At 69.3% G+C, this 19,842-nt stretch carries 16 protein-coding genes; 9 read left to right on the forward strand and 7 right to left on the reverse strand.

The features are described 5' to 3' along the window. Positions 1–15: 15 nt before the first annotated feature. The gene (locus tag IM738_RS12275; RefSeq protein WP_236966134.1) at positions 16–2,481 is read right to left on the reverse strand and encodes a DNA internalization-related competence protein ComEC/Rec2; all 2,466 of its coding nucleotides are present in this window, start codon (positions 2,479–2,481) and stop codon (positions 16–18) included. A 144-nt stretch (positions 2,482–2,625) separates the two neighbouring features. Between IM738_RS12275 and IM738_RS12280 the strand changes: the two genes are divergently transcribed. From IM738_RS12280 to IM738_RS12290, 3 genes are all read left to right on the forward strand, one after another. Next, entirely contained in the window at positions 2,626–6,207 is a 3,582-nt protein-coding gene (locus IM738_RS12280; RefSeq protein ID WP_236966135.1) for a transglutaminase family protein, read from the forward strand. Positions 6,208–6,412: 205 nt separating this feature from the next. Further along, on the forward strand, positions 6,413–9,001 hold the full coding sequence (locus tag IM738_RS12285; RefSeq protein ID WP_236966136.1) for a circularly permuted type 2 ATP-grasp protein: 2,589 nt from the start codon (positions 6,413–6,415) through the stop codon (positions 8,999–9,001). A 136-nt stretch (positions 9,002–9,137) separates the two neighbouring features. Continuing rightward, positions 9,138–10,106, forward strand: coding sequence for a transglutaminase family protein (locus tag IM738_RS12290; RefSeq protein ID WP_236966137.1), 969 nt, complete (start codon positions 9,138–9,140; stop codon positions 10,104–10,106). Between the two features lie 3 nt (positions 10,107–10,109). Here IM738_RS12290 and IM738_RS12295 read toward each other — a convergent pair whose 3' ends face one another. Next, positions 10,110–10,511: a carboxymuconolactone decarboxylase family protein gene (locus IM738_RS12295; protein ID WP_236966138.1), complete on the reverse strand. Its 402-nt coding sequence runs from the start codon at positions 10,509–10,511 to the stop codon at positions 10,110–10,112. A 25-nt stretch (positions 10,512–10,536) separates the two neighbouring features. After that, positions 10,537–11,520, reverse strand: a complete 984-nt coding sequence (gene ylqF, locus IM738_RS12300) for a ribosome biogenesis GTPase YlqF (protein WP_236966139.1) — start codon at positions 11,518–11,520, stop codon at positions 10,537–10,539. Positions 11,521–11,635: 115 nt separating this feature from the next. On the opposite strand from ylqF, the gene IM738_RS12305 reads away from it, so the two are divergent. After that, the gene (locus tag IM738_RS12305; RefSeq protein WP_236966140.1) at positions 11,636–12,106 is read left to right on the forward strand and encodes an SRPBCC family protein; all 471 of its coding nucleotides are present in this window, start codon (positions 11,636–11,638) and stop codon (positions 12,104–12,106) included. Between the two features lie 18 nt (positions 12,107–12,124). On the opposite strand, the gene IM738_RS12310 is transcribed toward IM738_RS12305, so the two are convergent. Then, the gene (locus tag IM738_RS12310) at positions 12,125–13,015 is read right to left on the reverse strand and encodes a YgaP family membrane protein (protein ID WP_236966141.1); all 891 of its coding nucleotides are present in this window, start codon (positions 13,013–13,015) and stop codon (positions 12,125–12,127) included. 380 nt (positions 13,016–13,395) lie between these two features. Between IM738_RS12310 and IM738_RS12315 the strand changes: the two genes are divergently transcribed. Beyond that, on the forward strand, positions 13,396–13,692 hold the full coding sequence (locus IM738_RS12315) for a 2Fe-2S iron-sulfur cluster-binding protein (RefSeq protein WP_236966142.1): 297 nt from the start codon (positions 13,396–13,398) through the stop codon (positions 13,690–13,692). A gap of 7 nt (positions 13,693–13,699) precedes the next feature. On the opposite strand, the gene IM738_RS12320 is transcribed toward IM738_RS12315, so the two are convergent. The 3 genes from IM738_RS12320 to IM738_RS12330 form a co-directional block, all read right to left on the reverse strand. Then, positions 13,700–14,605, reverse strand: a complete 906-nt coding sequence (locus tag IM738_RS12320; RefSeq protein WP_236966143.1) for a dienelactone hydrolase family protein — start codon at positions 14,603–14,605, stop codon at positions 13,700–13,702. Between the two features lie 104 nt (positions 14,606–14,709). Next, on the reverse strand, positions 14,710–16,266 hold the full coding sequence (gene gshA, locus IM738_RS12325) for a glutamate--cysteine ligase (RefSeq protein ID WP_236966144.1): 1,557 nt from the start codon (positions 16,264–16,266) through the stop codon (positions 14,710–14,712). Between the two features lie 29 nt (positions 16,267–16,295). Then, a complete protein-coding gene (locus IM738_RS12330; protein ID WP_236966145.1) occupies positions 16,296–17,336 on the reverse strand; it encodes a tRNA dihydrouridine synthase in 1,041 nt (346 codons plus the stop codon). Between the two features lie 148 nt (positions 17,337–17,484). Here IM738_RS12330 and IM738_RS12335 point away from each other — a divergent pair, with 148 nt between their 5' ends. From IM738_RS12335 to IM738_RS12350, 4 genes are read left to right on the forward strand one after another with little or no spacing between them, the layout of a single operon-like run. Next, positions 17,485–18,024, forward strand: a complete 540-nt coding sequence (locus IM738_RS12335; protein ID WP_236966146.1) for a FecR family protein — start codon at positions 17,485–17,487, stop codon at positions 18,022–18,024. Positions 18,025–18,080: 56 nt separating this feature from the next. Further along, positions 18,081–18,677, forward strand: a complete 597-nt coding sequence (locus IM738_RS12340) for an OmpA family protein (RefSeq protein WP_236966147.1) — start codon at positions 18,081–18,083, stop codon at positions 18,675–18,677. A 9-nt stretch (positions 18,678–18,686) separates the two neighbouring features. Then, entirely contained in the window at positions 18,687–19,175 is a 489-nt protein-coding gene (locus IM738_RS12345; protein WP_236966148.1) for a pyridoxamine 5'-phosphate oxidase family protein, read from the forward strand. Further along, a complete protein-coding gene (locus IM738_RS12350; RefSeq protein WP_236966149.1) occupies positions 19,172–19,825 on the forward strand; it encodes an RluA family pseudouridine synthase in 654 nt (217 codons plus the stop codon). Before IM738_RS12345 ends, IM738_RS12350 begins: the two co-directional genes overlap by 4 nt. Positions 19,826–19,842 lie beyond the last annotated feature (17 nt).

Below are 19,842 nucleotides of genomic sequence, written 5' to 3' on the forward strand. Positions count from 1 at the left end.
GAGGGAATGGACCGATCAATCCATGGGTCTGGCGGGTGGAGCATCCGTGTCCGTGTCCGGTTCACCCGGTGGTGAGGGCTCCGGCCCGGTGGGCGCATCAAAGTGGTGCCAATAGCGCCGCGCGGCCTGCCGGTGGCAATGCACCGTGTTGGGCTGTTCGCTGCGCCACAGGGCCGCACCGCATTGGGGCGACTCGACCCAGGTGAGCCGCCGCGCCCGGTAGCGATCCAGCACCACCGGGGCCGGGTGGGCAAACCGGTTGCGGTAGCCCGACTGGATCAGCACCTGCCGGGGGCGCAGGGTGTTGAGCAGCACCGGGCTGCTGGAACTGGCGCTGCCGTGGTGCGGCGCCAGCATCAGGCTGGCGCGCAGTTCGGGCCGCGCCATGGCCAGGCGGGTTTCGCCCTCGGCGTCCAGATCGCCGCTGAGCCAGGCAGCCTCCTTCGCATTGCTCACCCGCAGCACGCAGGACATGGCGTTGGTCGATCGCAGCCCCTGCCCATCGGGGCCGTACAGCCCGGGCGCCGGGTGCAGCACCTCGAAGTCCACACCGTCCCACGCCCAGCGCTGGCCCGCCACGCAGCGCTCGCCCTCGCCAAACGACGACAGCCAGCGCGCGCCGGGCCAGGCGGCGCGCACGGCCGCCGTGCCGCCCGAGTGGTCGCTGTCGCGGTGGCTCACCACCACCGTGTCGGGCGCCTCGCCCAGCGCGCGCAGCAGGGGCACCACCACGCGCTGGCCGGCGTCGCTGTCGCTGCCGTGGCGCGGCCCGGTGTCGTAGAGCAGGCTGTGGTTCGCGGTGCGCACCAGCACCGCGCTGCCCTGCCCCACGTCGATCGCCATGACCTCGAAGGCGCCCTCGGGCGGGCGCGTCGGCTGCCATGCCAGCACCGGCCACAGCAGCACCACGCCCGCCAGGCGCAGCGCCCAGGGCAGGCGCAACACCAGCAGCACACCCCCCACCACCCCGGCCACCGCCAGCGACATGGGCGGGATGGCGCGAAACACCGCCGCCCAGGGCCATTGCGCCAGCCAGGCCAGCCACATGCCCAGGCCCTGCACCGCCCACGCCGCTGCGTCCCACAACGGCGACAGCAGCACGCCCGCGAGCGCCAGCGGCGTGACCACCAGCGTCACCCAGGGGATCGCGAGCAGGTTGGCCACCAGCCCGATCAGAGAGACCTGGCCAAACAGCAACAAGGACAGGGGCGCGAGTGCGACGGTGATGGCAGCCTGCTCGCGCAGCATGCCGAGCGCCGACCCGCCCCAGCGCCGCCAGTGGGGCACCGCGTCCAGCGGATCGTCCCGCTCCCCCCGGGCACCCGAGGCAAACAGGATGCCCACCGCGACGAAGCTCAGCCAGAACCCCGGCTGCATCAGCGCCCAAGGGTCGAGCAGCAGCACCACCGCCATCACCAGCGTCCACACCGCGGGCCAGGGCCACCGCCGCGCCGACAGTCGCAACGCGACCACCACGGCCAGCATCAGGACCGTGCGCTGGGCGGGAACGCCCCAGCCCGAGAACAGCGCGTAGGCCGCCGCGAGCGCCAGGCCGCCCCAACCCGCCGCCACCGGGACCGGCAGCACCAGCAAGGCGCGCGGCCATGCCCGGCCCAACCGCCGCCAGAGCCGCCCCAGCAGCGCCGTGGCCAGCCAGGCAAACAGGGTGACGTGCAGGCCTGAGATGCTCATCAGGTGGGCCACGCCGGTGCTTCGGAACAGGGTCCAATCGCTGTGGTCGATGGCGCTCTGGTCACCCACCACCAGCGCGGCCAGCACACCGGCGCTGCGCGGATCGTCCACCCGCTGGTGGATGCGCTCGCTCACCGCCTGCCTCGCGGCCTCCACGGGGTGCCACCCGCTCGCGCCGAGCCGCGCCGGCCGAGGATCGCGGGGTCCGTTGCGCACGTAGCCGGTGGCGCCGATGCCGCTCTCCCAGAGCCAGCGCTCGCGGTCGAACCCATGGGGGTTGCTGTTGCCGTGCGGACGGCGCAGGCGCACGGTCAGGCGCCAGCGGTCGCCGGCGCGCCAGACCGGCCCGGCGCCGACCACACCCCGGCTGTACCAGCCCAGCTGCAGCAAGGCGGGCAGGTGCAGGGGCTGGCCGTCCCGGGCGGCGGACTCCAGCGCGAACTCGAAACGCACGCCGTCGGCGCTGCGCTGCGGCAGCGAGGCCACGCGCCCCGTGACCTCGAGGTCGATGCCTTCGAGCGCCGGGGGCAGCGCCTGGGCCGCGAAATGCGCGGCCCGTACCCCCGTCAGTCCCGCGCCCGCCAGGGCGCCCGCGCAGAGGGCGATGGCGACACCGGTGGCGTGCCACCCGTTTCCGCGTCGGCCCCAGCGCAGCGCCAGCCCACCCAGGACAGCGGCACCCAGCAGCCCGATCGCGTACACCCGCATCGGCCACAGCACCGCCTGCTGCAGTTGAAGCGCCACACCCAGCACCCAGCCGGGCAGGACCGCCAGCGCGACCCAGGCCATGTTCAGGTCCGGCAAGGTGGCGGGCGACCCGCCACCCGTTCATACTGCGATGGCGCGGGACTTGCTAGCCCACGCCTGAGCCCTGCGGGCAGCCATGTCGCCTGCACCACCATTTTTTGCCTCCCTGTTGAAAGTGATCCCAGCATGGCCATCCACGTTGCCCTGAGCCACATCACCCATTATCGGTACGACCGACTGGTCAAACTCGGTCCCCAGGTGGTGCGCCTGCGCCCTGCGCCGCACAGCCGCACCAAGGTGCTGTCGTACTCGCAGAAGATCGAACCCGCGGGCCATTTCATCAACTGGCAGCAAGACCCGTTCGCCAACTACCAGGCCCGCCTGGTGTTCCCCGAGCCCACCACCGAGTTCAAGGTCACCATCGACCTGGTGGTCGAGATGGCGGTGCACAACCCCTTCGACTTCTTCCTGGAGCCGCGTGCCGAGGAATACCCCTTCACCTACGAAGCCTCGCAGACCCAGGAGCTCGCGCCCTACCTCGCCACCGCGCCGCTGACCGACGAACTCAAGGCCTACCTCGCCCAGGTGGACCTGAAAAAGCGCCGCACCATCGACTTCCTGGTCGACGTGAACCAGATGCTCCAGCGCGACATCTCGTACACCATCCGCATGGAGCCGGGTGTGCAGACACCCGAACAGACGCTGAAGCTGAAAAGCGGCTCCTGCCGCGACACCGGCTGGCTGCTGGTGCAGATGCTGCGCCACCTCGGCCTGGCCGCGCGCTTCGTCTCGGGCTACCTGATCCAGCTCGCGCCCGACGTGAAAAGCATCGACGGCCCGAGCGGCCCCGAGAAAGATTTCACCGACCTGCACGCCTGGTGCGAGGTCTTCCTGCCGGGCGCCGGCTGGATCGGCCTCGACCCGACCTCCGGCCTGCTGGCCGGTGAAGGCCACATCCCGCTGGCCTGCACGCCACAGCCCTCCAGCGCCGCGCCGGTGGAAGGCGCCATGGACAAGTGCGAGGTCGAGTTCGAGCACCACATGGGCGTGACCCGCGTCTACGAATCGCCGCGCGTGACCAAGCCCTACACCGAAGAACAGTGGGCCAGCGTGGTCGCGCTGGGCAAGCAGGTCGACGCCGATCTGGTGAAGCACGACGTGCGCCTCACCATGGGCGGCGAGCCGACCTACGTGGCCGTGACCGACCGCGACGCCGCCGAGTGGAACACCGACGCCCTCGGCCCCACCAAACGCGGCTACGCCACCGAACTGCTGGGCCGCCTGCGCGAGCAGTACGGCCACGGCGGCTTCGTGCACATGGGCCAGGGCAAGTGGTACCCGGGCGAGCAGCTGCCGCGCTGGGCACTGTCCATCTTCTGGCGCGCCGACGGCCAGCCTTGCTGGCACAACCCGGCCCTGCTGGCCGACGAACGCGACCCGGCGAAGTACGACGCCGACGACGCGCGCCGCTTCACGCAGGCGCTCGCGCGCAAGCTCGGCGTGTCCACACAGTACATCACCCCCGGCTACGAGGACACCTGGTACTTCCTCTGGCGCGAACGCCGCCTGCCGGTGAACGTGGACCCCTTCGACGCCAAGCTCGACGACGAGCTGGAACGCGCGCGCCTGCGCCGTGTGTTCACGCAAGGGCTGGACGCCACGGTCGGCTACGTGCTGCCGCTGCAGGCCGACGGCGACGGACCACCCTCCCAACACGGCCAGAGCGCCTACCACCGCGTGTCGGGAACGCAGTGGTCCACCGGCCCCTGGTTCTTCCGCGACGAGCGCATGTACCTCGTGCCCGGCGATTCGCCCATGGGCTACCGCCTGCCGCTGGATTCGCTGCCCTGGGTATCGGCCGCCGATTACCCGTACCACATCGAGCAGGACCCACACACCGCGCGCGACCCGCTGCCGAGCGGCGCCACCGTGAAACACCAGGTGTCACCGCACCAGGTGGGCGGAGGTTTTGCCGAAGGCGGCATGGTGTCCCTGCAGGGCACGGACTTCCATGCCAGCGGCGCGTCCGCCGATGGCCAAAGTGCCGGCCCGGGCGCCGCGCCCGCGCAGGCCCTGTCGTCGAAGTTCCCGCAGCGCAATCAATCGGCCGCCTGGCTCACCCGCACCGCGCTGGTGGTCGAGTCGCGCGACCCGCACCGCGCCAACGGACCCAAGGCCGAAAAAGCCGGTGGCGGCAAGACGCAGCACCTGTATGTGTTCATGCCGCCGATGCAGCGGCTCGAAGACTACCTGGACCTGCTCTCGGCGGTGGAAGACACGGCCGAGAAGCTGGGCATGACCATCGTGCTCGAAGGTTACCCGCCGCCGCGCGACCCGCGCCTGAAGATGCTGCAGGTCACGCCCGACCCGGGCGTGATCGAAGTGAACATCCACCCCAGCAGCAGCTGGGACGAGCTGGTCGAGCGCACCGAGTTCCTGTACGAGGCCGCGCACCAGACGCGCCTGTGCGCCGAGAAGTTCATGACCGACGGCCGCCACACCGGCACTGGCGGCGGCAACCACTTCGTGCTCGGCGGCGCCACGCCGGCCGACTCGCCCTTCCTGCGCCGGCCCGAGCTGCTGGGCAGCCTGGTCGCCTACTGGCACAACCACCCCTCGCTGTCTTATCTGTTCAGCGGCATGTTCATCGGCCCAACCAGCCAGGCCCCGCGCGTGGACGAGGCGCGCAACGACCAGCTGTACGAGCTGGAGATCGCGCTGCAGGAGATCGCCAAACAAAGCAGCCGCTACGGGCAAGGCCCCACCGCCGGGCCGCCCCAAGGCGGGGCAGCCCCCCCGGGGGGCAGCGGACCACGCGCAGCGGGGGAGCGTGGGGGCGACAGCTTCATGCCGCCCTGGCTGGTGGACCGCACGCTGCGCAACATCCTGATCGACGCCACCGGCAACACGCACCGCAGCGAGTTCTGCATCGACAAACTCTTCTCGCCCGACTCGCCCACCGGCCGCCTGGGCCTGCTGGAACTGCGCGCGTTTGAAATGCCTCCGCACGCCCGCATGAGCATCGCCCAGCAGCTGCTGCTGCGCGCCCTGGTCTCGCGCTTCTGGCAGAAGCCGTTCAGCCAGAAGCTCACGCGCTGGGGCACCGAGCTGCACGACCGCTTCGTGCTGCCGACGTTCATCCGCATGGACTTCGAGGACGTGTTGTCCGACCTCGCCGAATTCGGCTACCCGCTGGACATGGCCTGGTTCGAGCCGCACTTCGAGTTCCGCTTCCCGCTGGTGGGCCAGATCGCCGCGCGCGGCATCGAGCTGACCTTGCGCAGCGCGCTGGAACCCTGGCACGTGATGGGCGAAGAAGGCGCACCCGGCGGCACCGTGCGTTATGTTGACTCGTCGCTGGAGCGCATCGAGGTGCGCGTCTCCGGCTACAACGACAGCCGTTACGTCGTCACCTGCAACGGCCGCGCCGTGCCCCTGCAGAGCACCGGCACCGTGGGCGAATTCGTCTCGGGCGTGCGCTACAAGGCCTGGAGCCCGCCGTCGGCGCTGCACCCGTCGATCCCCTCGCACGCACCGCTGACCTTCGACATCGTGGACACCTGGATGAACAAGTCCATGGGCGGCTGCCAGTACCACGTGGCCCACCCCGGCGGCCGCAACTACGACACCTTCCCGATCAACGCCTACGAGGCCGAAAGCCGGCGCCTGTCGCGCTTCTTCCAGATGGGCCACACCACGGGCAAGATGAATGTGGCCCCGGCCACGCACAGCCGCGAGTTCCCGTTCACGCTCGATCTCCGGCATTGACCCCCTGCGCCGCCCGCGGCGTCACCGCCCCGAGGGGCGCCAGCAGCGGCCCGGCAAAGCCGGTTCCGCGCTGGCCTGGTTGAAGACACCTCCAGCGCGGCGCCGCTGACAAAAAGATGCTCACGTGAAGGACACCACGGGACAAGGCGATGAAGATGCACCGGTGGCACCACCCGAAGTGCCCGCGCGGGCATACTCCAAAGCCGTGACCCCAGAAGAATCCAGAGACTCCCTGTTTGACGATCTCAGCCCCGACTCTCCCCGGGACTGGGCGTCGTCGTTCTCCATGGCGGCCGACGCAGGCCACCGCGACGAGTTGCGTCTGCCTGGCACCGACGACCTGGCACCCACCTGGGCCAGTTTCTTCGACCACGTCGGCACCGACGGCCTGGCCGACCTGAACCGCCGCAACGACAACCTGCAGCGCCAGATCCGCGACAACGGCGTCACCTACAACGTCTACGCCGACGCCGCCACCGGCCAGCAGCGCCCGTGGGCGCTGGACCTGTTCCCCATGATCGTGAGCCCGCAGGACTGGGCGAAGATCGAGGCCGGCGTGTTGCAGCGCACGCGCCTGCTCAACGCCATGATGGCCGACCTGTACGGGAAGCGCGAGCTGCTCCAGCGCGCCCTGCTGCCGGCGGCCCTGGTGCAAGGCCATCCGGGCTACCTGCGCGCCATGCAGGGGGTCAAGCCCGTGGGCGGCACCTGGCTGCACATCGTGGCCTTCGATCTGGCGCACGGGCCGGACGGTCGCTGGTGGGTGGTGGGCCAGCGCACGCAGGCACCCTCGGGCCTGGGCTATTTGCTGGAGAACCGCATCGCCATCGCGCGCCAGTTCCCCAAGGCGTTTGCCGGCATGAAGGTGCAGCGCCTGGCCGCGAGCTACCGCGCGCTCATGGACGGCATCAAGGCCATGGCGCCCGAAGGCGAGAACGCGCGCATCGCCCTGCTCACGCCCGGCCCCTACAACGAAACCTATTTCGAACACGCCTACCTGGCGCGCTACCTCGGTCTGACGCTGGTCGAAGGCAACGACCTCACCGTGCGCGACCAGCGCCTCTACCTCAAGACGCTCAGTGGACTGGAGCCGGTGCACGCGCTGATCAAGCGGCTCGACGACGAGTGGCTGGACCCGCTGGAGCTGCGCACCGACTCGCGCCTGGGCGTGCCCGGCCTGCTGCAGGTGCTGCGCGCGGGCAACCTGCTGCTGGCCAACGCGCCGGGCTCGGCGCCGCTGGAATCGAGCGCGTTGCTCGGCTTCCTGCCCGCCATCAGCCGCCACCTGCTGGGCGAAGAACTGCGCCTGCCCTCGCTCGCCACCTGGTGGTGCGGCGAAGACGCCGCGCTGCGCGAGGTGCTGCCGCTGCTCAAGGACAGCGTGATCAAGCCCACCTACCCGCAGTCGGGCCGCGACACCGCCATGGGCCAGAGCCTGAAAGCGCGCGAGCTCGACGAATGGTCGGGACGCATGGTGCGGCACCCCGACGACTACACCGTCCAGGCCTGGCTGCCGCTCTCGCAAACGCCCACCTGGACCGGCGAGCACCTGATCCCGCGCTCGGCCATGCTGCGCGTGTTCGCGCTGGCCGACGGCCCGCAGAGCTGGCGCATGCTGCCCGGTGGCCTGGTGCGCCTGGCGCCGCGCGGCCAGCTCATGGCCTCGATGCAGCGCGGCGGCAGCAGCGCCGACTGCTGGGTGCAGACCGAGGGCGCGGTGGACCACACCAGCCTGCTGCAAAGCGCGCCCAGCACCATGGCGCTGGCCCAGCACAAGCGCCCGGTCACCAGCCGCGCGGCCGAAAACCTGTTCTGGCTCGGGCGCTACACCGAGCGCGCCGAAAACAGCATCCGCCTCGCCCAGATCGTGCTCACCCACCTGGGCGGCGAAGAGCCCAACTCGAAGCCGCTCATGGCCTGGCTCTCGGCCACCGCCCACGAAAACTCGCTGGTGCTGCCCGACGTGCCCGCCGCCGGACAATCGGCCCGCGTGTTCGCGCGCTCGCTCATGGCCGGCCTCTCGCCCGAGCCGGGCAGCCCGCTGGCCGGGCAATCGTTCAGCGTGGGATTCAACCTGCGCGCGCTCAAGGCCTCGGCCGCGCAGGTGCGTGAGCGCCTGTCGCAGGAACACTGGAACCTGATCGAGCGCACCGAAGCCGGCTTTGCGCGCGACTGCGCCGAGATGGCCGCCGACGCCGAATACGCCAACACCGAGGCCCTCGCCGCGCTGCAGAACGCGAGCGAGCTGCTGGCCGCCATCACCGGCGCACAGACCGACCGCATGGTGCGCGACAGCGGCTGGCGCCTGCTCTCGGTGGGCCGCCACATCGAACGCCTCATCACCCTCTCGCGCGCGCTCCAGCTCGGCCTCGAACACGGCTGCCTGCACGACCAGGCCGGCTTCGAAGCCGTGGTCGCGCTGTTCGACAGCACCATCACCTTTCACGCCCAGTACCAGCAGCGCCGCGACATGGTGGCCCTGATCGACCTGCTGGTGATGGACCGCGACAACCCGCGCTCGCTGGCCTGGGTGGTGCAGACCCTGCGCTCGCGCCTGGCCAAGCTCTCGCAAAGCGCCACGCCGCAGGACGCCGTGCTCGCCCAGGGCCTGCCCGACCCCGACACCTGGGTGCTCGCCGACCTGAGCAACTGGCAGCGCCACCCCGAAGGCGAGCGCCACTGGGGCGACCTGGAAACCCTGCTCGAAGATTGCGAAGACGCGGCCGGTGAGCTCTCCGAAGAAATCACCCGCCTGCACTTCAGCCACGCCGACCGCAAAAATCAAAGCGTATGAACACCCGCCAACCGGCGCGCGATCTGCCACCCCTGCAGCAGCGCCCCGCCAAGAACACCGCGGAACCGGCTTTGCCGGGCCGCTGGTGTTGCCCCCCGCCGGGGGGTGGCGCCGCAGGCGACGCGGGGGGGTGTTCATGCTCTTAAGAATCTTGCACACCACCACCTACCGCTACCACGGCAGCGTGGACATGGCGCAGCACATGGTGCACCTCTCGCCGGTGGACACACCCACGCAGGCGGTGCAGGCCCATGCGCTGCGCGTGAAGCCCGAGCCCGCCGCGCGCAGCCAGACCACCGACGTGTTCGGCAACCAGCGCACGTTTTTCTCGTTGCAGGCGCCGCACGAAACGCTGGTGGTGGAGGCCGACAGCCTGGTCGAGACCCATGAGCCCGGCCCCCTGCCCGACGACGCGGCCTGGACCGCGCTGAGCTGGGAGCGCGCGCGCAACCACTTCCGCTACCGCGCCGGCGCGCCCTACGACCCGGCGAGCGAATTCCTGTTCGCTTCGCCCAATGTGCCGCGCGACGACGCCTTCATCGCCTTCGCCCGCCCGGCCTTCAGGCCCGGCCTGCCGCTGCTCTACGCGGTGCAGGCGCTGATGGAACGCATCCACACCGAAATGGAATACAAGACCGCCAGCACCGAGGTGAACACCCCGGCGCTGCAGGCACTGAAACAGGGCAAAGGCGTGTGCCAGGACTTCGCCCACATCATGCTCGGCTGCCTGCGCAGCCTGGGCCTGCCCGCGCGCTACGTGAGCGGCTACCTGCTGACCCAGCCGCCGCCCGGCAAGCCGCGCCTCATTGGCGCAGACGCCTCACACGCCTGGGTCTCGGTCTACGCGCCGCTGCCCGCCAGCACCGACGAGGCCGACGACGGTGAACCCGCCGCGCCCGAAGGCCTGTGGTTTGACTTCGATCCCACCAACAACCGCAGCGGCCAGGGCAGCCCGGGCGAGGAGTACGTGACCCTCGCCACCGGGCGCGACTTCTCCGACGTGTCGCCGATGCGGGGCGTCATCCAGGGGGGTGCTCGCCACGCGCTGCACGTCGGCGTGACGGTGGCGCCCCCCGAAGAATTCGGCGCCCTGCAGGGCGCCTGAGGATCACCCCCGGTCAAACACCGGGTCCACCGGCACCTGCAGCGCGGTGGCCAGCTGGTTGGTCTTCGCCGCCAGCGCGATGATGGACATCAGCTCCGCGTGTTGCTCGCGCGTCAAGCCCTTGGCCGTGGCGGCGGCCGTGTGCGAGTGCACGCAGTAGCTGCAGCCGTTGATGATGGACGCGGTGATGTAGACCATCTCTTTGGTCAGCGGGTCCAGCGTCGATGGCGTGGCCATCACCCGCTTGACCTCGGCCCAGGTCTGCTCCAGCAGCGCCGGATCAAACGCCAGGTAGCGCCACATGTTGTTGATGAATTCGGTCTGGCGCGTGGCGCGGATGTCGTCGAACACGGCCTTGACGCGCAGATCGGCTTCGGGGTTCTCGACGGGGGCGATGGTGGACATGCTTCAACTCCAGTGAAGGTGGATTTCAACGCGGCTTGCGCGGTGCTGCGCGCTTGTCCACCTTGGGCTTGCGCTCGGGGCTGATGAGGCCCTGTTCTCGCAGCGCCTTCTTGCGCTCGGCGCGGTCGGCGTCGGACTTCAGGCCGGCGCTCATCCAGCGGCCGAACAGCTCGGGGGTTTCCAGCGTGATGCGCCCGATGTGCAGGTTGCGGAAGTCCGCGATCACGATTTCGGCCGATTTCTGCATGTTGATCTTGCCGCCGCCCGCGAGCGCGCCGCGCTGACGGCCGATGGCTTCCAGCAGCTCGTCCTCGGGCGCCTGGGCGTAGGCCTCGGGCGTGCGGCCGAGTTTGTAGCGGGCTTCGAGCAGCGCGGGGTAGTCGGTCTTCAGCAAGGCCAGCAGCTCGTAGGCCACTTCCTGTTCGTCGTAGGCGTTCTTGCCCACCGCGCCGCTGGCTGCCAGGTTGAAGCCGCTCTCGGGCACCACGATGCGCGGCCAGAGCATGCCGGGGGTGTCGTAGAGGTAGAAGTCGTCTGCGAGGGCGATACGCGACTCGGTGCGCGTCACGCCGGCCTCGTCCCCGGTCTTGGCCGCGCGTTTGCCCTTGAGGGTGTTGATCAGCGTGGACTTGCCCACGTTGGGAATGCCGCAGATCAGCACGCGCATGGGCTTGACCATGCCGCCACGCCGGGGCGCGAGCGCGAAGCAGGCCTCGATCAGCGCGCGGGCCGGCGCGGTGTCGCTCGCGTCGAGCGCGATGGCGCGGGTGTTCGGCTGGGCGTTGTAATGATCCAGCCAGAGCGCGGTGCGCGCGGGGTCGGCCATGTCCTGCTTGTTCAGCACCTTGAGCGTGGGCCGCCCGCTGGTGAGCTCGGCCATGAGCGGGTTGGCGCTGCTGCCGGGCAGGCGCGCGTCGAGCATCTCGATCACGACGTCGATCTCTTTCACGCGCTCGCCGATGGCCTTGCGCGTGAGGTGCATGTGCCCGGGAAACCACTGGATGCTCATTGTGTGTTCTTTCGGTCGGAGCGGGGATTGTGCGCTGGGGGAAAGCCTCTATCGACGGGGCGGAACCGCGTGCCAGAATGGCCCGATCTTTCCACAACGCCCCCAAAGGAGACCCATGAGCATCACCGTCAAGATCGATCTGGGCTACGAGTTCACCGTCAAGGCCAAGGCCGCCGAGGTGTTCGACCTGCTGTCCGATGTGCCGGCTTCGGTCGCCCATTTTCCCAAAGTCGAGAAGCTCACCGACATGGGTGGTGGTGTCTACCAGTGGGAAATGGAGAAAGTCGGCACGGCGCAGGTCAACATCCAGACCATCTACGCCAGCAAATACGTGAGCGACAAGGCCAAGGGCACGGTGAAGTGGACACCGGTCAAGGGCGTGGGCAACTCGCTGGTGGGTGGCAGCTGGGTCATCGTGGACAACAAGAAGTCCACCAGCATCGCGCTGGCGATCCAGGGCGAGGTGGAGGTGCCCCTGCCCGGCCTGATGAAGATGGTGGTCGCCCCGATCGTCGAGGGCGAGTTTGAAAAGCTGGTCGAAAAGTACATCGACAACCTGATCAAGCGCTTCGGCGGCGAGGTCTGAGCCGCCGCCCGCAGGGGATCAGCCCCGCTGCAGGTACACCTTCACGAAACTGGTCTTGAGCTGGTCGGCGCGCTGTGGCAGCGCATCGGTCTGGGCGTCCTGCGCGGCCTTGAGCAGCGCATCCAGGTTCTGGCGGATGGTCTGGATGTCGGCGTCGCTGGCCTCGGCCTCCACCGCTTTCATCTTGTCGTTCACCTGCGGGTAGAGCGCCTGCAGCTTGGCCGCATCTTTGGCGGTGCCCGCCTCCAGCATCAGCTCCATCGCGTCGTGGAAGTCCACCAGCGTGACCGAGAGCATGGAGAAGCCGTTGCGCTTGAACACCTCCTGAAACACCGGGCGCACGCCCTCCAGCGCGAGGTGCGCCTGCTGCAGGTCGCCGGTGCGCACCAGGTCGTTCACCCCCTGAAAAATCCCCGACACCCTGGCCAGGTCCCCAGGGAACTGTGGGTCGCCGCGCAGGGCCAGCGGCTGCCAGGCGGTGTATTTTTTCTGGAAAGCGGCGTAAGCCGGGAGCAACCGCTCGTATTGGTCGACGGCTTTCTCGCGTTCGGCCTTGCCGGTGAGAAACAGGGTCTGTTTGTAGAAGCCGTTCATGGCATTGAAGTCTTCGAGGAAGAACTTGCGGCTGAACATCTGGCTCGCCCAGGCCCCCCCCACGGCCACCGCCACCAGCACCGCGCCCGCCAGCAGCGGCATCACACCGCTGCCCCGGGCCGGGGTGGCCGCCTTGCGCCAACCCAACACGGCGTAAAGCGGGCAAAAGCGGAACGCCGCCGTGGCAAGCGCCACCGCGCCCACGCCCAGGGCCACCCATTGCCACACGCCCCCGAGCCAGAAATAGGCCAGCAGCAGCGCGAGCACGCCCACCAGCGCGCGGATGAATCGGTCGAGTCCTTGCACGTTGTTCATGGGATGGCTTCTTTCTTCGATAAGGCAAAAATACCCCCACCACTATAAGCGCAACCCTGCGACAAAGGGTGATGAGTTGTCCCCGCGTTCACTGGACAACCCTGTGAATAACCTCCCGCAAGCGATGTACGGCGCTCGCAAGTGCTTGTGGCCCTAAGGAGTTCTTCAATCTGCCTGCGAAACAGGCAGTGGCACCCCAGTGGTTATCCACTTTTCCCGTGAAACCTTGGACAAGCTTGTGCATAAGTGTGGGCAAGCCTTGTAAAAAGGCGCCAAGTCCTTGTCACGCATGGACATTCTTTAAATCGCCTGTTCAACAGGCAGTGCGCACATGGCCCGGTACTGCGCATGACCAGGCCAGCTCGGTTAGATTTGTGCACATGTCCACCCCGACCGCGACCACCACTGTTCAACTGCGCCTGCCCGACACGGGTGACACGTTGGTGGTGCCGGCCGGCGCCACGCTGCTGCAGGCGCTGCTCGGTGCGGGGGTGGCGTGGCCGGCGTCGTGCCGCAACGGCACCTGCCGCGCGTGCATCGGCCAGCTGGTGAGCGGCACAGTGCGCTACACGGTGGAATGGCCGGGGCTGCTGCCCGAAGAAAAGGCGCAGGGCGTTGTGCTGCCCTGCGTGGCGTGCCCGACCAGCGACGTGGTGCTTGCGCCGCCGGTCGATTGAGGCCGCGTCAGCCGCGCAGGTGCTGCGCGAAGAACGCCATGGTGCGTTCCCAGGACAGCTTGGCGGCGGCCGCGTCGAAGCGCGGGGTGGTGTCGTTGTTGAAGCCGTGCTGGGTGCCCGGGTACTGGTGCGCTGTGTACTTCGCGCCGGCCGCCTTGAGCGCGGCCTCGTAGGCGGGCCAGGCGGCGTTGATGCGCTCATCGACGGCGGCGAAGTGGATCAACAGCGGCGCCTTGACCTTGATCGCGTCCTCGACCGGCGGGTGGTTGCCGTAGTACGGCACGGCCGCGGCCAGGTCGGGCAGTTGCGTGGCCAGCATGTGCGAGATGCCGCCGCCGTAACAGAAGCCCACCACGCCCACGCGCCCGCTGCTGTCGGGCCGCGCCTTGAGCACGCCCGCCGCGGCGATGAAGTCCTGCCGCGTCTTGGCCTGATCGAGTTGCCCGAACAGGGTGCGCGCCTTGTCTTCGTCGCCTGGGTAGCCGCCCAGCGGCGTGAGGGCGTCGGGGGCAAAGGCCAGGTAACCGTCCACCGCCAGGCGCCGGGCGATGTCCTCGATGTGCGGGTTCAGGCCCCGGTTTTCGTGCACCACCAGCACGGCGGGCAGCTTGCCGCTGGCGTTGGCGTTGGCAGGTTTGGCCACGTAAGCCTTGACGGTGCCGTGCCCATTGGGCGAGGCGAAGTCCACGCGCTCGGTGCTGATGCGGGCATCGCCTTGAGGCACCACCTGGGCGATGGCGAAATCCGGGCTGAGCGACGCGAGGATACCCGCCGCCGTCAGTCCTCCCACCGCGAACCGGGCCGCCTGATCAAGGAAACCGCGGCGGTCGATGTCGCCGTGCACGTAGGCGTCAAAGAGGATCAGCAGTTCCTGATCAAAGTCCGCAGCGGTCAGTCGGGGTGTCCGGGCCATGGGCGTCTCCTGTGGAAAAGACAACCAGCTTATCGGTCTGCGGTGAGGTCCGCAGTACACCCACGTGCAGCGCGGGTTTCAAGGCACCGCAGGGACCCGACCGCTCAGGCCAGCGCGGAGCTCGGTTCCCGGGCACGCCCCAGGCGGTGTTCCGACACGTATTCCTGGCGATAGATCTCGAAGGGCATGGTGTCGGCGGCCTCGATGGCGCGCTGGTCGACGAAGGACTTGGCCGCCATGGCCTCGTAGCGGGCCTGCTGCTTCAATGACCAGGGCAGTGCCAGCAACTGGCGGTGGATCTCGCCCGACTGCTCGCGCGCAAAGGCCACGAAAGAATCACCATGGCGCTCCCGCACCGCGCGCAACACCCGCGCCGACGGCAGGGTGTCGGGCGCTTGCAGCGAGGCACGCGCCTGCGCAACGGCCTGCGCGTGTTCGTCGCCACCGTGCAGCGCATCCAGCCGCCCGGCCAGGGGCACCAGCTGATCGATGATCTCCAGGCCCCATTGCTGCAGCGGCACGCTCTGGCCGTTGCGCTGCAGGTTCAGGCCCGGCTCGCGGCCACGGGCCGCCGTGAGGTGCTGGTTCTGCGCCAGTTCGCGAATCTCTTCCGGCGTGTCGGGCGCGCTGTCGCTCAGCAGGCAGTGCAGCAGGAACACGTCGAGGAAACGCAGCGTGGGCGCGCCGATGCCGATGGGCTCGAAGGGGTTGAGGTCCATGAGGCGGACCTCGATGTACTCCACGCCGCGCTCGCGCAACGCGTGCAGCGGGCGCTCGCCCTGGTAGATCACACGCTTGGGGCGGATGGTGCCGTAGAACTCGTTTTCGATCTGCAGCAGCGTGGTCGCGAGCTGGTTGTAGTCGCCACCCGGGTTGCGGATGCCCACGGTTTCGTAGGCAGGCCAGGGCCGGGTCAGCGCGTCGTGCAGCGAGGCCGCGTAACCCTCCAGCCCGTTGTAGCTCACTGCCAGCGTGGACTGCGCGTCGCTCTGATAACCCAGGCGGCCCATGCGCAACGAGGTGCCGTGGGGCATGTGCAGCGAACCGCTGGTGCCCAGCGGCTGCAGCTCGTGCTGGCGGCCTTCGACGAAGCTGGAGCACACGGCGGGCGAAGCGCCGAACAGCGTGAGCAGCAGGAACGCATGACGGCGGAAATTGCGGATCAGGGCAAAGTACCCGTCGTTGTCCACGCCGGGCAGCGACCAGTTGTAGTGGATGCCCGAGATGGTCTGCATGCGCCGGCCATAGCGGTGGCCCAGGCCCATGCGGTAGACGCTCTTGGCGCGGCCCACGTTCGAAGAGCCGTAGCGCCCGAGCGGGATGGTCTCGTCTGTGGGCAGGCCACAGGGCATGCTCGACGCCCACATCATTTCGTCGCCCGCGGCCTTGAGGCTTCGCACCGTGAACTGGTGCACCTCGGTCAGCTCATCGAGACAGGCCTGCACACTGCCGTGCACGCCGGTGATCAGCTCCAGCTGCGATTCGGAATAGTCGGTGGTGATGTGCGGGTGGGTGAGCGCGCTGCCCAAGGCCGCCGGGTGCGGCGTCAGCGCGAGTTTGCCGTCCGGCTGTGAGCGCAGGCTTTCTTTTTCGAGGCCGCGCTTCATGCCGCGCAGGCGCTCATCACCCAGGGCGTGCAGCCGGTGTTTCAGAGAGGTCATAGGGGTCTTTTCGGGTCCGGGGCCGGAAGTTAACACGGCTGTGCGATTCCTGCTGGCAGCGTGGCGTTGGCGTTTTCTGGCAGGAAACGGCGCGCCGCCGGCGCCACGGGGCGCTCCGGCGAGGCCGGCACGGCAGCGTTGGACGCCAGCCAGGCCTCGATCTGCGGCGGCTCGGTGCAGGTGCGAAGCGCGTCAAACGCCGCCTGCGCCTCGGGGTAACGCTTGCGCAAATAGTTGAGCCACTGCTTCAGGCGCCCGGCGCGGTGGCGCCGCTCGACCCGGCCGCTCACCTGCTGCCAGTACACCGTCAGCAAAGGCGTGATCTCGCTCCAGGGCACGCTGCCCTGCCCCTTGATCGCCAGCGCCAGACCCGGGTCGGTCACCATGCCACGGCCGATCATGAGTGCGTCGCAGCCGGTCACCTCGCGGCAGCGCTCGGCGTCGGCCACGCTCCAGATCTCGCCGTTGGCGATCACCCGCATGGGCCCCGACGGCAACGCTCCACGCACCTCGGCGATGCGGTCCCAGTAGGCCGGCGGGCGGTAACCGTGGGCCTTGGTGCGCGCGTGGATCACCAGCTCGTCGGCGCCGGCCTGGGCGATCGCCTGCGCGCAGTCTTCGGCCCGGTGGTCGTCGTTGAAACCCAGCCGCATCTTGGCCGACACCGGCACCTGGGCCGGCACAGCGCGCCGCACGGCCTCGACGATGCGGCCGATCAGCTCGGGCTCGTCCAGCAGCACCGCGCCGCCCCGGCTCTGGTTCACCGTCTTGGCCGGGCAGCCGAAGTTCAGGTCCACGCCAAACGGACTGATCGCCGCCAGGCGCTCGGCGTTGTCGGCCAGGCAGGCCGGGTCGGAGCCCAGCAGCTGGGGCCGCACCGGCACGCCGGCGCGGGTGCGCCCGCCGTTGAGCAGTTCGGGCACCACGCGGTAGAACACGCGCTCGGGCAGCACCGTGTTGGTCACGCGGATGAACTCGCTCACGCAGCGATCGATGCCGCCGGTGCGCGTGAGCACGTCGCGCAGCGTCGCGTCGAGCAGGCCTTCCATCGGCGCGAGCATGAGGTTCATGGGGGTTTGCATGGGTGGCCGGCGCGGGAGCTCAGGCTCCGGCCGGGGGCTCGATTGTAGGGAGCCCGGGCGTGAACGATGCCCTTGCCCGGGACACAAGCGACCCGCTAGGATGGCATGTTGTGCCTTGTTGCCCCGGAGTTGCCCCATGTTTTCACCGCCGCGGATGCGCGCCCATCGAACCCTCCTGGCCGGTCTTTTGCTGAGCGCGTCGCTGGCATCTGCCCAGACCGCGGCGCCCGCCGCCGACACGGCCCGAGCGGGCACGTTCAAACAGCTTCAGGGCGAGATTCGGCTGGGCCAGGCGCCAGGCCGCGCAGCGCCCGCGCCGGGCGACGCCCTGCGCCAGGGTGACCGGGTGCGCACAGGCCCGGCCAGTGGCGCCAGCATCGTGCTCAAGGACGGCACGGTGCTGACCATGGGGCCCAACACGACGGTGGACCTCGGCCAGTTCCAGTTTGATTCGACCACGCAGAGCGGCAACTTCGCGCTCGACCTGCTGCAGGGGTCGGTTCGGATCGTGACGGGCCTGCTGGCCAAGGCCTATCCGGAACGCTTCAAGGTGCGCACACCCACCTCGGTGGTGGGGGTGCGGGGCACCGATTTCATCGTGGAAGCGGCCCCGCCGAAACCGCTCTATCACTACCTGCGTCACCACTGGAGCGACCAGAGTAGACTGCGCCGATGATGCCTCCTGGCAACACCCGCGTGCCATCTGACACACTCCGGCCACCGGTGATTTCGATGATTCCAGCCCCCTCCCGATCGCTCCTGTCTGCCCTGGTGGCCTGCCTGTGCGCGGCCTGCGTCCCGGCCCACCGGGTGCTGCTCTTGCCCCAGGAGGGCGTGAAGAGCGCGGTGAGCGTCACCACCCCCGCCGCCAGCACCGATCTGGCCCGCCCCTACGCGGTGGCCGAGATCGGGCGCAACGGTCAGCTGGCGCAGGCGCTCTCCAGCGAAGCCGAGGTGCGCGAGCGCTACCCGATGCTGTTTGCGCTGCAGCCGCCGCCCCCGGAACGCCACGTCCTGAATTTCCAGCCCGGCACCTCGGACCTCACCCCCGAGTCGATGGTCGGGCTCGACGCGATCATGGTCGCCGCCCGATCGCGCAGCGGTGGCGAGATCGTCATCACCGGTCACACCGACCGGCAAGGTTCGGCCGAAGACAACGACGCGCTGTCGCTGCGGCGCGCACATGCCATCCGCGACCTGCTGGTGGAACGCGGCTTCAGGGCCAAACTCATTGAAGCGGTGGGCCGCGGCGAGCGCGAGCCGGTGGTGCCCACCGAGGACGACGTGCCCGAACCCCGCAACCGGCGCGCCGAACTCACCGTTCGCTGACACACCAACATGGGCGAACACAGCCTCACCACGGCACTCAGGGCTTTGCTGCTGTCGCGCCGCACCGCAGCGCTGGGCTCCCTCGACGCATCGGGCAGCGTCTTCGTGTCGATGGTGCCGTTCGCCATCGACCCTGACGCGCATGAACTGATCCTGCATGTGAGCGCGCTGGCCGCCCACACCAGCCACATGCAACGCACACCTCGCGTGTCCATGCTGGTGTGTGCCCCGGAGACCGCGGATGAACCGGTGCACGCCCTGCCGCGCGTGACCCTGGACGCCCTCGCCCGCACGGCCGTGCCCGACACCGACGAAGCGCTGTCGGCGCGGCGGGCCTACCTGCAGCGCTTCCCCGAGGCCGAGCCGATGACGGCGCTGGGCGATTTCCGTTTCGTTCGCCTGCAGCTGCTCGGGGCGCGCCAGGTGGCCGGCTTCGGTGCCGCGCGCAGCCTGCCGGCAGACGAGGTCCGCCGAGCGCTGGCGCCAGCGACGCCGTGAACGCCTTGCTGAACCTCGTGCACGCCGACGAGAGCCTGCTGGTCTTCGACAAGCCCGCAGGCCTGCTCGCCGTGCCCGGGCGCGGGCCGGACAAACAGGACTGCCTGAGCACCCGCGCACAAGCCGCCTACCCCGACGCCCTCGTGGTGCACCGGCTCGACATGGCGACCTCGGGGCTGGTGGTCATGGCGCGTGGCATCGAGGCGCAACGGCGCCTGAGCCTGGCGTTCGAGCAACGCCGGGTGCACAAACGTTACCTCGCCGTGGTCGCCGGCCACTTGCTCAATCCACTGCCCGACAACGGCTGGAACACCATCGACCTTCCGCTGATCCTGGACTGGATGGCTCGGCCGCGCAGCATCGTCGATCACGCCATCGGCAAGCCCAGCCTCACGCGCTGGTGCCTCGCCACGGGCGGCAACGCCATACCCGGCACCACGCGGCTGGCGCTGGAGCCCGTCACCGGCCGTTCGCACCAGCTGCGCGTGCACCTGCAGGCCATCGGCTTCCCCATCGTGGGCGACCCGCTGTACGCGAGCCCGGCCCAGGAGGCCATGGCCGACCGGCTGCTGTTGCACGCGCAGGCCATCGAGATTCCGCACCCGGCCACCGGCGACATGCGGTCATTCGAGGCGCCCTGCCCGTTCTGAGACCCCGTCCTGGCAAA

Source organism: Hydrogenophaga sp. SL48 (genome assembly GCF_021729865.1).
Taxonomy (GTDB): Bacteria; Pseudomonadota; Gammaproteobacteria; order Burkholderiales; family Burkholderiaceae_C; genus Hydrogenophaga.

Coding starts and splice junctions, on each gene's coding strand:
- IM738_RS12335 (WP_236966146.1), top strand. CDS start 17,485: ATGTTTTCACCGCCGCGGATGCGCGCCCATCGAACCCTCCTGGCCGGT.
- IM738_RS12280 (WP_236966135.1), top strand. CDS start 2,626: ATGGCCATCCACGTTGCCCTGAGCCACATCACCCATTATCGGTACGAC.
- IM738_RS12310 (WP_236966141.1), bottom strand. CDS start 13,015: ATGAACAACGTGCAAGGACTCGACCGATTCATCCGCGCGCTGGTGGGC.
- IM738_RS12295 (WP_236966138.1), bottom strand. CDS start 10,511: ATGTCCACCATCGCCCCCGTCGAGAACCCCGAAGCCGATCTGCGCGTC.
- IM738_RS12315 (WP_236966142.1), top strand. CDS start 13,396: ATGTCCACCCCGACCGCGACCACCACTGTTCAACTGCGCCTGCCCGAC.
- IM738_RS12330 (WP_236966145.1), bottom strand. CDS start 17,336: ATGAACCTCATGCTCGCGCCGATGGAAGGCCTGCTCGACGCGACGCTG.
- ylqF (WP_236966139.1), bottom strand. CDS start 11,520: ATGAGCATCCAGTGGTTTCCCGGGCACATGCACCTCACGCGCAAGGCC.
- IM738_RS12305 (WP_236966140.1), top strand. CDS start 11,636: ATGAGCATCACCGTCAAGATCGATCTGGGCTACGAGTTCACCGTCAAG.
- gshA (WP_236966144.1), bottom strand. CDS start 16,266: ATGACCTCTCTGAAACACCGGCTGCACGCCCTGGGTGATGAGCGCCTG.
- IM738_RS12290 (WP_236966137.1), top strand. CDS start 9,138: ATGCTCTTAAGAATCTTGCACACCACCACCTACCGCTACCACGGCAGC.
- IM738_RS12345 (WP_236966148.1), top strand. CDS start 18,687: ATGGGCGAACACAGCCTCACCACGGCACTCAGGGCTTTGCTGCTGTCG.
- IM738_RS12340 (WP_236966147.1), top strand. CDS start 18,081: ATGATTCCAGCCCCCTCCCGATCGCTCCTGTCTGCCCTGGTGGCCTGC.
- IM738_RS12320 (WP_236966143.1), bottom strand. CDS start 14,605: ATGGCCCGGACACCCCGACTGACCGCTGCGGACTTTGATCAGGAACTG.
- IM738_RS12275 (WP_236966134.1), bottom strand. CDS start 2,481: ATGGCCTGGGTCGCGCTGGCGGTCCTGCCCGGCTGGGTGCTGGGTGTG.